16 protein-coding genes are annotated in these 14,203 nt (G+C 31.3%); 15 read left to right on the top strand and 1 reads right to left on the bottom strand.

The genetic code is table 11. The annotated features are described in order from the left end of the window. Positions 1-73: 73 nt before the first annotated feature. From IWX83_RS00085 to IWX83_RS00065, 5 genes are all read left to right on the top strand, one after another. Entirely contained in the window at positions 74-949 is an 876-nt protein-coding gene (locus tag IWX83_RS00085; RefSeq protein WP_196826824.1) for an ABC transporter permease, read from the top strand. Positions 950-1,014: 65 nt separating this feature from the next. Then, positions 1,015-1,257, top strand: coding sequence for a DUF3098 domain-containing protein (locus IWX83_RS00080; RefSeq protein WP_196826822.1), 243 nt, complete (start codon positions 1,015-1,017; stop codon positions 1,255-1,257). Then, complete coding sequence (locus IWX83_RS00075; RefSeq protein ID WP_196826820.1) at positions 1,258-2,067, top strand: undecaprenyl-diphosphate phosphatase; 810 nt, start codon at positions 1,258-1,260, stop codon at positions 2,065-2,067. Positions 2,068-2,073: 6 nt separating this feature from the next. Beyond that, complete coding sequence (truB, locus tag IWX83_RS00070; RefSeq protein ID WP_196826818.1) at positions 2,074-2,775, top strand: tRNA pseudouridine(55) synthase TruB; 702 nt, start codon at positions 2,074-2,076, stop codon at positions 2,773-2,775. A 4-nt stretch (positions 2,776-2,779) separates the two neighbouring features. Next, positions 2,780-3,304, top strand: coding sequence for a hypothetical protein (locus IWX83_RS00065; RefSeq protein WP_231379712.1), 525 nt, complete (start codon positions 2,780-2,782; stop codon positions 3,302-3,304). Between the two features lie 428 nt (positions 3,305-3,732). Here the strand turns inward: IWX83_RS00065 and IWX83_RS00060 are convergent, their stop codons facing one another. Next, complete coding sequence (locus IWX83_RS00060) at positions 3,733-4,338, bottom strand: thioredoxin family protein (RefSeq protein WP_196826816.1); 606 nt, start codon at positions 4,336-4,338, stop codon at positions 3,733-3,735. A gap of 106 nt (positions 4,339-4,444) precedes the next feature. On the opposite strand from IWX83_RS00060, the gene IWX83_RS00055 reads away from it, so the two are divergent. The 10 genes from IWX83_RS00055 (at position 4,445) to IWX83_RS00010 (ending at position 13,495) form a co-directional block, all read left to right on the top strand. Then, entirely contained in the window at positions 4,445-5,224 is a 780-nt protein-coding gene (locus tag IWX83_RS00055; RefSeq protein WP_196826814.1) for a patatin-like phospholipase family protein, read from the top strand. Between the two features lie 67 nt (positions 5,225-5,291). Then, complete coding sequence (gene pyrH, locus IWX83_RS00050; protein ID WP_066075277.1) at positions 5,292-5,999, top strand: UMP kinase; 708 nt, start codon at positions 5,292-5,294, stop codon at positions 5,997-5,999. A gap of 70 nt (positions 6,000-6,069) precedes the next feature. Beyond that, a complete protein-coding gene (gene frr, locus IWX83_RS00045; RefSeq protein ID WP_196826811.1) occupies positions 6,070-6,633 on the top strand; it encodes a ribosome recycling factor in 564 nt (187 codons plus the stop codon). A gap of 233 nt (positions 6,634-6,866) precedes the next feature. Continuing rightward, positions 6,867-8,780 (top strand): hypothetical protein, encoded by a 1,914-nt coding sequence (locus IWX83_RS00040; protein ID WP_196826809.1) that lies wholly within the window; start codon positions 6,867-6,869, stop codon positions 8,778-8,780. 11 nt (positions 8,781-8,791) lie between these two features. Then, complete coding sequence (locus IWX83_RS00035) at positions 8,792-9,463, top strand: hypothetical protein (RefSeq protein WP_196826808.1); 672 nt, start codon at positions 8,792-8,794, stop codon at positions 9,461-9,463. 223 nt (positions 9,464-9,686) lie between these two features. Further along, positions 9,687-10,334, top strand: a complete 648-nt coding sequence (locus IWX83_RS00030) for a hypothetical protein (protein WP_196826806.1) — start codon at positions 9,687-9,689, stop codon at positions 10,332-10,334. A 337-nt stretch (positions 10,335-10,671) separates the two neighbouring features. Beyond that, positions 10,672-11,391: a hypothetical protein gene (locus tag IWX83_RS00025; RefSeq protein WP_196826804.1), complete on the top strand. Its 720-nt coding sequence runs from the start codon at positions 10,672-10,674 to the stop codon at positions 11,389-11,391. Positions 11,392-11,402: 11 nt separating this feature from the next. Then, complete coding sequence (locus IWX83_RS00020) at positions 11,403-12,065, top strand: hypothetical protein (protein ID WP_196826802.1); 663 nt, start codon at positions 11,403-11,405, stop codon at positions 12,063-12,065. Positions 12,066-12,374: 309 nt separating this feature from the next. Beyond that, a complete protein-coding gene (locus tag IWX83_RS00015) occupies positions 12,375-13,043 on the top strand; it encodes a T6SS effector amidase Tae4 family protein (RefSeq protein ID WP_196826800.1) in 669 nt (222 codons plus the stop codon). A 5-nt stretch (positions 13,044-13,048) separates the two neighbouring features. Continuing rightward, positions 13,049-13,495 (top strand): hypothetical protein, encoded by a 447-nt coding sequence (locus IWX83_RS00010; protein WP_196826798.1) that lies wholly within the window; start codon positions 13,049-13,051, stop codon positions 13,493-13,495. Positions 13,496-14,203 lie beyond the last annotated feature (708 nt).

Genomic DNA, 14,203 nt, shown 5'->3' with positions numbered 1-14,203 from the left:
TTGAAACTTTGAGCGTTATTAACTTTAAATAAAGAAATTCTTTATTATTTTTACCCAATAATTTTAGTAAACTATGAGTTCTTCCTTTGATAATTTTCAAAAACGCCGTTTAATTTCCTCTTATTTTTCAGTAGTACTAAGTGTATTCTTAGTTTTATTTTTACTGGGAATATTAGGCCTTTTCATTATAAATTCTAAAAAATTAGCCAACGATTTCAAAGAAAATATTGCCATGACGGTTTTTTTTAAAAATGAAGCCAAGGATAGTATTGTGACAGCTTTTGGTAGTCAATTAAAAGCAAGTCCTTTTGTTAAATCATATAAATACGTCACTAAAGAAGCTGCTGCTAAAGAACATACTGATATTATTGGTGAAGATTTCATGACCTTTCTAGGTGAAAACCCATTGCAGAATTCTTATGATATCCATTTAAAAGGAGATTATGTTATTAAAGATAGCATTACAAAAATAGAAGCTGGCCTGCGCCAAAACACGATGATTTCAGATATTGTTTATGATAAACAATTGGTCAATTTAGTGAACGACAACATCAAAAAAGTGAGTATGTGGATTCTAATCATCAGCGGATTTCTTGCTGTTATAGCAGTCTTACTAATCAATAGTTCCTTACGCCTGTCCATCCATTCTAACCGATTTATTATTAAAACCATGCAAATGGTGGGAGCTACAAAATCATTTATTAGAAAACCTTTTGTGATGCGCAGCATCAAATTAGGAATGATTGGAGCCGCGCTAGCTGTTGTAGCACTTGTAGGAGTTTTAATTTACGTGGAAACTAGTTTTCCAAATCTTGGTATACTGGAAGACAAAGCAATGATTGGACTAGTATTATTAACGGTTTTAGGTATTGGGATACTAATCACGTGGTTAAGTACTTACTTTGCAACGCAACGTTTCTTGAATTTAAGAACAGATGACCTTTATTAATTTTAGAGTGTAGACAAACTATTTTAGACTACAGATTTAAAAAAAAGTATTAAAATTCAGCATAAATGAAAAATAACCAACAGCAACCCGAATTTCTTTTTGATAAAATAAATTACAAAATTCTACTGATTGGAATTGGAGTAATTGCCTTAGGATTTATTCTAATGTCGGGAGGCGGAAGTGACGATCCTAATGTATTTAGTGAGGAAATCTTTAACTTCCGAAGAATTCGATTGGCGCCAACTACCGTTTTAATTGGTTTTGGAATTACCATTTATGCGATTCTTAAAAATCCAAAAAAAGCATAAATGAATATAATACAGGCTTTTTTAATTGCCATTATCGAAGGATTAACGGAATATCTTCCTGTTTCTTCAACTGCTCACATGGTTTTTATGAGTTCTTATTTTGGAATTCAAGAGGATGATTTTGTAAAACTATTTCAAGTTTCTATTCAGTTTGGAGCCATATTGGCTGTTGTGGCTTTGTATTGGAAAAAATTTTTCGATTTCTCCAAATTCAACTTTTATATTAAACTTGTATTTGCTGTAATTCCAGCGTTGGTTTTAGGAAAGTTATTTGATGATAAAATTGAAGCCATCCTTGGTGATCCAATTCCTATTGCGATTGTATTGATACTGGGTGGGATTATTTTACTTTTTATCGACAGTCGGTTTCAAAACCAAACGGTTATCAAAGAAGAAGACATCACTGTAAAGAAAGCAGTAATTATTGGTTTTTGGCAATGCTTGGCAATGATGCCAGGAACAAGTCGTTCTGCTGCTTCCATTATTGGAGGAATGCAACAAGGATTAACGCGTCATGTAGCCGCAGAATTCTCTTTCTTTTTAGCGGTTCCTACCATGATGGCCGTGACCTGTTATTCCGTATTCTTGAAAACGTACGAAACCTCACAGATGAAAGGGTATGAATTGATTTTAAAATCAAATGAAAACATACAATTGTTCTTATTAGGAAATGTTGTTGCTTTTATAGTTGCCATTATAGCGATTAAATTTTTTATCGAAATCATTAAAAAATACGGTTTTAAACCTTGGGGTTGGTACCGCATAATAGTAGGAATATTTTTGTTGATTTACTTTTCATATTTTAAATAATTCCCTTTGAAAACAGCCGAAGACTACCAAAACGGACAAATTTTACTCATTGACAAACCTTTACATTGGAGTTCCTTTCAGGCGGTAAATAAATTGAAATATGCCCTAATCAATAAACTGCGACTTCCAAAGAAATTTAAGATTGGCCATGCCGGAACTTTAGATCCTTTGGCTACTGGATTATTATTAGTTTGCACCGGAAAATTTACCAAAAGAATTACTGAACTTCAGGGTCAAGCCAAAGAATACACCGGAACATTTTATATTGGCGCAACTACGCCTTCCTATGATTTAGAAACGGAAATCGACCAAACTTTCCCAACAGTACATATTGATGAAGCTTTAATTCATGAAACTGTCAAACAATTTTTAGGCGAAATAGACCAAAAACCGCCGATTTATTCTGCTATAAAAAAAGATGGAGTTCGCTTGTATGAGCATGCTCGGGCAGGAGAAATCATTGAAATTGCCAGTAGAAAAACAACCATTCACGAATTTGAAATTACCAAGATAGCACTTCCAATAATTGATTTTAGAGTGGTGTGCAGCAAGGGAACCTATATTCGTTCTTTGGCTTATGATTTTGGTAAAGCAATGCATTCCGGCTCTCACTTAACTGCTTTACGCCGAACTAAAATTGGTGACTACGATGTAAACAACGGTGTAGATGTTGTTCAATTTGAAGCTAGTCTAACGGAAAGCACCTAATAATTTGAGAATTTCTATTCTTTACGTTTTCCTGATCACCTGTTTTGCTTATTCGCAAAATGATAATCGCACTTACCTACAATTTGACGTAGCCGTACCTCTAAAAGGAAACCCAGATCGCGAAGAAATAAACCCCAATGGCAATACAAATAAGTCGTGGTTCCTTCCTGATGGTCTGAGCAGTAAAATAGGGTTTGGATTGCATTACAATCAGTGGATTGCTTTAGGCATTCACTCCGGAATAGATTGGAAATGGTACGACAAACTAGTTATAGTTCCTGTTTTTATTAATGTGAAATTAAGTCCAAAAATAGGGGACAATACCAGACTTGCGCTACAATTGGGTTCAGGAAAAGCAATTGCTCTGGGTCGCGGCGCTTTAACAGGAGGTTATAAAAAAATAAACTTGGGTGTACAAACTGCAGATGACCTCCTTATATTTATTGAACTAAATCAATTTAAGATTCCTTTTGGCAATCTAAAAGAGAATGGAAGCATTAGTTTAGGTCTTTCTCTAATCACTTTTTAAAGTAAAATCCTTATCAAAAAGCAAAAACACATGACAAATCCTGTAATTGAACTTGCGATGTGCTTTTTCTAAAAAATTACAGTAGTTTTAAACCATACTTTTTTCGTTTAACCGGCTACTGTCTTTTGTTAATAATTAGCTACGTCTTTACCTCCAAATAGCAAGTACGATAAATAATCATAAACTCTTTCCAATAAATTTTTCATAATGATGTTTTTTTAATTGTTATACAATAGTTAAACATCCATAAAAAAGTAAATCAAATAATAGACTTGGTTGGCAAAGAGCAATTTACGAAATTTTTCGCTGTATAAAAATTTAAATTCGAGAAAATGTCTAATGGATTTGAGTTTGAAGGATCGTATTAATTCTTCCTTCAAATAAAATAGTGTTAGTTGTAAGCTTCGGAAATAAATTTAGCGTTCCTTTTATGCATCTAATTCTAGCATTGCGCCCACCAACTCTTTTTGAGTAGTAATGCCTTTATCATGCAAGTACCAAAGTTGCAAATTGGTTTTTAATGTTTCATCAATAACTCCAAATTCTTTTTTATAATCCGCTACCAATTCTACTGCAGCTTGCGGTCTTGGACCCCACTTCCCTAAAGCACTTCCTGTTTCTTTATCTAAAAATATTACTATGGGAATTGCTTTTTTATTATTAGTTAAAAACAAATTCATTAACTCTTCGTTTTCATCTCGCAGCACAATTCTCAATTCTATTTTACCAGATTCCACTGCCATCTTATTCATGATAGGAAGCAATTGTGCAGCATCACCGCACCAACCTTCAGAAATTATCAACCAAATGTATTCTCCGTTTAGCGCCTTTAGTTTAGAGGTAGTTTCGTCTGTTATTTTAATCGTTTTGTCTAAACGGTTCATTCGGGTTTCATTCAACTCACTATAATGGGTTAAATCCTCTGATTGTTCGTTTCCGGTTGATTTTTTTTCAAGCAATAAATCGGCAATTAATTTTCTATATTCTAAATAGGAATGACTATTAAACAATGCTTTAGCTATTGGAATTTTCATAATGAATATTTTGTTTTTAACAAAGTTACCATAAATTTGAATTTTAATCATGACAAATATCACATTCAATTGGTCAAAAAGAGTAATTTTATAACAAATAGTTACAATGGATTTAAAAACAAAGTCGATAGGATTGGTGCTTTCTGGCGGGGGCTCTAAAGGTTTAGCACACGCTGGAGTTATAAAATTTTTAGAAGAACAAAATATTAAGCCTTCGCAAATAGCAGGCACGAGTGCGGGATCCATTGTTGGTGCATTATATGCTTGGGGACAAAGTCCGGAAGAAATTTTAGAATTTTTCAAATCCATTTATCTTTTTCATTGGAAGCATTTAACGTTCAAAAAAGCAGGACTAATTGATTCTGAATCCTTTCGAAGTTATTTTCACAGTATTTTCAAAGATGCCGTTTTAGGCGATTTAAAAATCCCTATTCAAATAACGGCTACGGATATGATTCGGGGGAAACTAAAAATATTTAGTCCAAGCACAAAAATTGTTGATGCAATTTTAGCTTCATCAGCCTTTCCTGGAATTTTATCCCCGTATGAAATAGATGGTAATATTTACAGTGATGGTGGCATTCTAAATCATTTTCCTACTGATATTTTACAAGGACAATGTGAAACGGTAATAGGGGTTTATGTGAGTCCAATTCAAAAAATTGAAGCTAAAGATCTCAATTCTATCAAGGCAGTTACTACTCGAGCTTTTGATATTCTTTCGGCAAATTCAAATAGGCATAAATTTAATATTTGTGATTGGGTTATAGAGCCCAAAGATTTGTGTTTATACAGCACCTTTGAAACTAGCAAAGTAAAAATGAATGCCGTTTTCAACATTGGCTATGAAGCCGCAAAAAAATCACACGAAAAACTTACTTTATAAAATTTAAGCAACATTATATTAGAAAAGAAGAATATTCTATATTTGCACCAATCAACTCAACACACACATGAAATACAAAAGAATTCTTCTGAAACTAAGTGGCGAAGCTTTAATGGGCGACTTGCAATACGGAATTGACCCAAAAAGATTGGCTGAATATGCTGACGAAATCAAGCAAATTCATGACAAAGGAGTAGAAATTGCCATTGTTATAGGTGGTGGAAATATTTTTAGAGGAGTTGCCGGAGCTAGTGCAGGAATGGATCGTGTGCAAGGCGATTACATGGGAATGCTGGCCACTGTTATCAATGGAATGGCATTACAAGGAGCACTGGAAGAAAAAGGGATGAAAACCCGTTTGCAAACCGCATTAAAAATGGAGTCCATCGCAGAGCCTTATATCAAAAGAAGAGCAGATCGTCATCTTGAAAAAGGAAGAATTGTGATTTTTGGCGCAGGTACAGGAAATCCCTATTTTACAACGGATACCGCTGCTGTTTTACGCGGTATAGAAATCAATGCTAATGTAATCCTAAAAGGAACTCGTGTGGATGGAGTGTATGATTGTGATCCAGAGAAAAATGCCGCTGCAATTAAATTTGATACGATCACCTTTGATGATGTGCTTAAAAAAGGATTGAATGTAATGGACACCACTGCATTTACCTTGAGCCAGGAAAACAAATTACCAATCGTAGTTTTCGACATGAACAAAGTAGGGAATCTATTGAAAATTTGTGCAGGAGAAAACATAGGAACTGTAGTAAACGTATAAATAAACTTTTCAGTGTTCACAATACAGTAAAACTGAACACTGAATACCGAACACTGAATATTAAGAAATTATGACCGAAGAAATTGAATTTATATTAGACAGTACTAAAGAATCTATGACGGGTTCTATTGCGCATTTAGAAAAAGAATTTTTGAATATTCGTGCCGGAAAAGCATCTCCAGCCATGCTTGGAAGTGTTTTTGTAGATTATTATGGATCTGCAACACCGCTATCTCAAGTTTCAAAAATTAGTGTTCCAGATGCTAGAACCATTACTTTACAGCCTTTTGAAAAAAACATGCTGCAAGTCATTGAAAAAGCAATTATGATTGCAAACATTGGTTTTAATCCAATGAACAATGGTGATGTAATTATCATTAGCGTTCCCGCATTGACAGAGGAAAGAAGACGCGATCTTGCCAAACAAGCCAAAGTAGAAGCCGAAGATGCTAAAGTAGGTATTCGAAATGCTCGTAAAGATGCCAATACCGAAATCAAAAAATTAGAGAAAGACGGAACTTCAGAGGATATTTGTAAAACTGCCGAAGAGGAGGTTCAAAACTTAACCAACGCTTTCATTCGTAAAATAGATGAACTTTTAGTGGTGAAAGAAGCCGAAATAATGAAGGTGTAATTCCCTTTCAACTCATATTAAACCCGTCCCTTTATTCTAATTGGACGGGTTTTTTTGTATTTTAGAAATATCACTAAAAGTGGGTATTGAAACTTATAAAATATTTCCTATTTTTATGAAATATTAATTAACCAAAAAAAATATGAAAACAAACAAACAAACAAACAAACAAACAAACTCTTGATTTAAAGCGGATAGTCTATGTACTTTTTATTGGATTAGTTTTGTGTGTTTTGCATTCTTGCAGTACGGAAGAGTTGCTTTTAGAAAATGAATTAAACAATAAAATAAGGGATTATAGTTATGAAGAAATTACTTTTCAAGACTTAAAAAAGATAAATGATAAAGCTTTTATTGAGGTTGCTAAGCTTAAAGAAGTAGTGTATCCAAATAAGAGTACTGATAAAAACATAGGTGCTAACTATGATATAGATTTACAAAGTATTCGATATATCAAAAGAAAAAATAATGATGAAACTTTCTCTTTTCGTATTTATCAGGTTCCTAATGCAACTTTTCAGCAAAACATTATAGTTGAATGTAAAAAAAATGAAAAACCCAAAACCTATTTAATAACCTATTATCTAAATAAGCAAGTAAACCAAATTAACAATAGTAATGATTTTATCAATTCAATAAAAAGTACATCAATCATAAAAATAGACAACCAGTTTAAATCTGGTAGAACTACTATCGGTGGTTGTTTGCAAGTAGGGTGTTATAGCGAAGTTGAATTATGTCAAGGTAATCTTGATAACAGACCGCGTTGTTATAACAGTGACGGTACTAGAGCTACAATTAGAGTTTTTAATGTTATAGAAAGTGCTTGTTCAACTGGTGGAGTTTCAGATTTTATCCCTCTAGCATCGCAATGGAATCAATACAATACCTCTCCTAGTAATCCTTATTCAGAAACTACAGGGTCAACCTCTGGTGGTGGTGGAGCTGGCGAAAGTACCGGCATAAATATTTATGCACCGAATTATTTTGGAAGTGGCGATTTAAATGATCCTGCTGTACAGAATATGCTACAAATTAATCAATTCATTTCTACTTTATGCAATTCGAGTAATGAAATTAAGGGAGTCATAGATAATACAGAGTGGCTTTTAGCCTATACCAATTATTGGATTGGTTCAAATGGAGGTTTATCTATTCAAAATCAACTTGCACTCACTTATGCTTTTAATAACATGCCAACACTATTCAACCAATATTATGGTAATAGTTATGAACCCACCGAAATTAACAATTTTAAGTTCAGTGCATTTCAATTTTTGCTCTTTCATGGTGAATTTTTGTCAAATCTAGATCCCACAACTCAAAAAAGTATTTTAGAAAGTATTACGAGCCTAAAACAAATTGAACTAATCAATAATATAGTCAATTTTATGATTGAAAATCCTGCAGCAACGTATTTTGACGCTAAAGATTTATTAATATCCAAAGCAATAGTAAATTCCATTAACGATAGTGGTCTAAACCCATGTGCAAAAGGAGTTTTTGATAAAGTAAAAAACACAACTAACTACAATATCGCACAAGTTTTGGCTAAACTTAATGCAAGCAAATCAATTTATAATACGACCCTAAAATCCGAAGTAACGAGTAATGGAAATCCAGCAACAACATTTCCAACATCTCGATTTAATTATACGATACAAATTAGTACTAATTACGCAGGAAAAACAAAGTTGTTTATCGCAAATTCATTAATACATGCCTATTTTTTAAGTATTGTAGATGATTATAAATCAAATCCTAATAATAATCAAAACCTGTACAATTTAAATAGTTTCCCTTCGCTATTTCAAGCTTATTGTGATAAAAAATATCCGCCAGCACCGGGTATGTCCCAAAATTTACATCATTTAGAAATGGCAAATTATTATGTAGATGCTATTGCTAGAGCTTTACAAGAATTTCAAACTGGTATTCCTGTTGCAGCGGGCGAAAGCCCACAACAAATATATAGTGATTTAGCTTGGGGAGGATTAAATAGAACTCCTATATTTGATGCTACTTATCCAGTAGGAAATCCAAATAGACAAAGGATAATCAATAGAGTCGCATGTGAACAAAATGGGACAACGATAGGTGCAGGAACACCAAACGCACAAACACCAATAGGTAACACTTGTGATTAAATAGATAAATTATGAAAAAAATATTTTTTTTATTATTAATTGTAGTCCTTATTTCTTGCACATCCCAAAAAACTACTGCCGCATACGAAGAACTACAGTTATTGAAACAATTAAAATCAATAGATGATACTTTAACGATAGAAGAAAGCAATATTGTAAATGATTTCTTAAATTTAGAATTAGCGTCTGAAAGATATGAAAATGATCGTAATCTTGAAATTATCGTAATTGAAGAAGCTGGTAATGGCATTGAAAATTTAGTGGTTTATGAATATGCTTATAAAGATTTTCATAGTGATGGTTATCAGTCAACAGCCGAAATTAATGAAAGACTTGGTTGGATTCTTGACACAATACAAATTAAAGATTTAAAAAATAAATATATTGACAAAAAACAATATCATTGGAAGAGTTCTGATATAAAAAACTTTAAAGTTAAAATAATGAAGAAAGAAAGTTTTATGAATATTATAAGATCCAGTGAATATATAAAGTTACCAGAAAAGATTGTTATTTATATTACAAAACCATTAATGATTGATAACAATAGTGCTTTAATAAGTTTTAGATCCGGCAGTAGCAGATTAGGTTTTACCACAATTAGTAATTACACAGCATTAATGAAAAAAGTCAATAAAAAGTGGGAAATTCGAGCTGGCTATTGGGATGGAAGTGTGGAATAGAAAGTCAACTCTAACGTCCCGCTGACAGTGGAGTCGCGATGATAATCCTTGTTACAAACTGCTATAATTTTAGTCGCTGCCTGTATTTAGAGTGTTTTATTAAAGAAAATGTAATATTGTTTGTGTTCAGCAGTAAGCGCTCATTGACGTGAGCGCTTTTAACTGTTTTTTTCAAACTAATAAAAAGAATTACTTTATGGATTTTTGACCAGTAAAAATTTCAATGATACTATTTTTTATTATGACGTCATTTTCTTGTTCCGTAAATAAATATGATAAACTCAATAAAGAAGATGTGGCTTCAATTTCTACAGATAGTAAACTAACTGACATGGAAGGCAACATCATTAATGACCTTATAGATTTTGAATTAAAAAAAGACCGATATAAAAATTATAAAGATTTTGAAATTGTAGTAATTGAAGAAGCATTACAAAAACGCAAATCTATTGAAACATACAAATATTCTCGTGATGAGTGGATATCTATGAATAGAATTAACAAAAATGGTGACCTTGAAAATAGGTTTCTTTTAGATACTTTGCAAATAAAAAAAATGGAAATAAAATTAGAAAAAGAGGACGTGTACAAATGGAAAATATCTGATTTTAAATACTTTAAAGTGAATTTACTTAAATATGAAGAGTTAAAAACTATCATAAACACAGGACTATACAGTAAATTTTCAAGTCGTATTATCATATACTTATCCAAACCATTAATCATTGATGAAAATAATGCCTTCATCAGTTTTGAGATAGGAAATGGACAACTTGGTTTTAAATCCATAAATCATTTTACCGTATTAATGAGAAAAGTAAATAACAAATGGGAACAAGTAAATTATTATTATGATGGAGTATTCAACTAAACAAAAACCTTTTTTTAACCTCTCTTTATAACAGGTAAGAGCCCACACCAAATAGTAGATTATTTAGTTAATGATCTTTAAATAAAGTGCCTGTTTTTCCTTTTGTTACTTCCACTGATAATTTGTTCGATTTTACAAATAGGGATGGTGTATTTACACGATTAAATTGAATGCGTCATGAAACAATTGGGACATTGTTTTCATTTCTTTACCTCCTTTAATGATAAAAAATGTTCCTGAGGCTTGTGCGCGAATTTCAGAAATTGAATATCCTCGTTTTGGCTAAAAAGTATTAAAATGGGATGGCTTTTTATATACTTTTGAAGGGAATAATAGTTTGACTGGTGTTCCAGCTACAGATGCAATAATCGCTCAAGCCATTAAAGATAACATTGATGACACTAACCTTGATCCATGCGCTAAGGGGATTATGACACAACTTAAAAATGCAACAAACACCGACATTACTAAAGTAATGCAGAAATTTGTGCCCAGTAACATATATAATGTAACAATGAAAATGGGGATTACAAAGCCAAACAATTTTGCCAAAACGACAAAAATTTCAAAAAATAACTATTTAATAACTGTCACAGATGACAGTTTTACAACTGCAACAAAACTATATAAAGCCACTGGTATGTTGCACGAAATGATTCATGCATATATGTTAAGCGTGGTAGACGACTACAATAGTTACAGTTATCCAACTAATGATCCTTTTAACGGGTTTCCTAAATTATTTGATTTATATGCTTTAAATGCTGGTGTAGGCAACTCTGTTATAGCCCAGCACGAGGATATGGCTAATAAGTATGTTAGTGCGATTGCATCTGCATTGGAGGCGTATCAAGCAAATAACGGAATTCCTTTTTCTCTGGCAGACAAACAAGTTTTTGAAGACATGGCTTGGAGCGGTTTACAAGGGACTGATGTATATAATGCAAAATTTCCTAAAGAAAGCATAAATGACAATAGAATATTGGTAAGAATTAGTGCTGAATTAAACGGAGTTTACTCTGAAGGACAATATGCAATTGCAAAACCATGTAATTAAATCAATTAGAAATGAAAAAGCAATTAGTGTACAGTATAATTTTAATTTTTATAATAAGTTGTGGTTCCAAGAATAATAGGGCAATGGACAATAAACCAGTTTTAATTTTCAATGATTCTATTAGTGATAAAATCGAAGTGATTAATGATTTTTTAGACAAGAAAATTAATAATCGCTCTAATAAAATTATTATTATGAATAAAAAAATCAATACTGACATGATCTTACAAATTCTTAGATTTAATGATATTTATTCTTTGGACTCCGTAACTGGAAAATATAAACAGGATAAAACATTCTATAAAGATGAAGAATGGGAAAAAGCAAGAAAAAAATATAGCAAAAACACCATTTCTGAAATAGAAGATGCCACCTATATAGGAAGTGAATGCTTTTGGGTGTCAGAGAATTTTATCAATAAAAATATAAATATTGAAGAAGTAGAATTTGGCGCAAAAGCATATGAAATAAAATATTTTTATAGAACTGATTATTATGATTTCTTTAATTTTTCAAATCCAATATATTACCAAAATAAAGAGTATCTTATTTTTTATTGTTCTTATGGATCTGTATTTCCTCCTCAATATTATAATTCAGCTATCATCATATACAAAAAGAAAAATGGGAAATGGGTACAAACTCATGAAGGTGCACCTGCTTCGTTTAGTTAATGCAGAATTTCGAGATTGAATATCTTAGTATTGGCGAGAAAGTTTTGGATTGGTACAAATGGTGGTTAAGCTACTCAAAATCAACTTGCACTCACTTATTCTTTTAATAACATACCAACGCTATTCAACCAATATAATGGCAATAGTTATGAACCTATCGAAATTAATAATTTTAAGTTTAGTGTGTTTCAATTTTTACTTTATCATGGTGAATTTTTGTCAAATCTAGATCCCACAACTCAAAAAAGTATTTTAGAAAGTATTACGAGCCTAAAACAAATTGAACTAATCAATAATATAGTCAATTTTATGATTGAAAATCCTGCAGCAAGTTGGGCACAGATTGAAAACTGGTTTATGGGAACCTCAGAAGGAATCGATGGTGACTATGATGCCGCTTTTTGGGAAGATCCTAATTTGACTTTTCAGCAACAAAACTTACCTACATTATCAAAATTCTTAAACGCATATCCGAAAAATTTAGATGGAAAAAATTATATGCTTGGAATAGATCTGTATCCATTAGTTGGTGATGAAGTTTATCAGGCATATCTTGATTATCCACATCTTGCAAATGGGTCATGTGCCTTAAAAGTATCTAGAGCATTAAATTATAGTGACATAATAATTCCAAAAACTCCAAATACTCTCAAAGGTAAAGATGGCAAATATTATTTTGTAAATGCTAAAGCATTAAATAAATGGATGAGATTAATTTTTGGAACCGATAAAAACAATCCAAATTATAGAAACTTCACGAAAAATCAAGGAGGAAATAGAGGAGAAAATTTCCCTAATTTAGTAAAGGGTTTGAAGGGTATTTATTCAATGGTCTCACCTTTAGAAATAAAGGATTCATGGGCAAGCGGTCATGCAGATTTAATTTTTGACCAAATATGTCCATTTAAATGTCATTTTTACGATGAAAAACTACAAATAGTACCAATTGAATATATTGACATATGGATATTAAATTAACATTTATGACTAATAAACTTTTTATAATTATAATTTGCTTTCTAATAGTTTCATGCAAGCCTTATCAACGTGAAAGATTTAAATATCGAGGTAGTAATAGTAATGAAAAAACATTTTGGATTGAAATCTTTAAAGATGAAATGTTTTATGAATGTATTAAGGAAGGCTATAAAAATGATAGTATTTTTAAATTAATGAGCAAAAAAGATCTTTTTAATTCTTCAGAATTTATAGTCAATTTGAAAAACGCAAAAAATGCTAGGACTTTGGGTATAAAAATAATAAAAAATTTACCTCCTGCTTTTATTAAATCTGATGACGAAGATATATCTGAAAAAAATTTTATTTCCGCCTCGTGTTTACATTATTATGCGAGTAGAGAATTAGATTCAATTGCTAAAAAAGCTTATCAGAAACATATAAAAATGGAAAATCAGATATTTAGAGATTAATATTGACAAATTATATTAATTTCAATAATTCGACGATTTCAAGATTGTACTTTATATTTCAATTGTCTGTAATACAAAATTAGTTATATCCGTAAAATAGATGAACTTTTAGTGGTGAAAGAAGCCGAAATTATGAAGGTGTAAAATTCCTATACATTATAATTGACAAACCGTCTTGTTGCAATAGCAGGACGGTTTTTTTATTTTTAATTAATATCACTAAAAGTGGGTATTGTAACTTATAAAATATTTCCTATTTTTATAGAATAATAGCAAACCAACCAGAAATATGAAAACAAACAAACAAACAAACAAACATTTCTAATTATGAAAAAAATATTTTATTTAATATTGCTTATATTAACTTCCTGTAGTTTGAAACATAACAAAACAAATAATTTCGAAACAATAAACATTGAAAATTTTTCATATGGGAAATTAGGCATGTCATATGATGAAATAGATAGTATTGCAAATATTTTTAAGATTAGTAAAAAGAAAATTACCAGTAGTGTTTATGATAATTCATTGAAGAAAAATTTCCCGATAAATGATAATACATTTAATTATATATTTTTTGGCGAGGTGGATTCAATTAATAAATGCGAATTCCTGATTATTGTTTAATAATTGTAAATATACTTCATTTGGAGAATCAAATTGATGCCTTTTTCGAGGTCTATTATTTAATTTTTCTACTACCTTTTT

It is taken from the genome of Flavobacterium sp. CG_9.1 (assembly GCF_015751645.1).
Taxonomy (GTDB): Bacteria; Bacteroidota; Bacteroidia; order Flavobacteriales; family Flavobacteriaceae; genus Flavobacterium; species Flavobacterium xanthum.
Note: the sequence above shows the minus strand (reverse complement) of the source record. Positions and strands in the feature narration are given on the sequence as shown.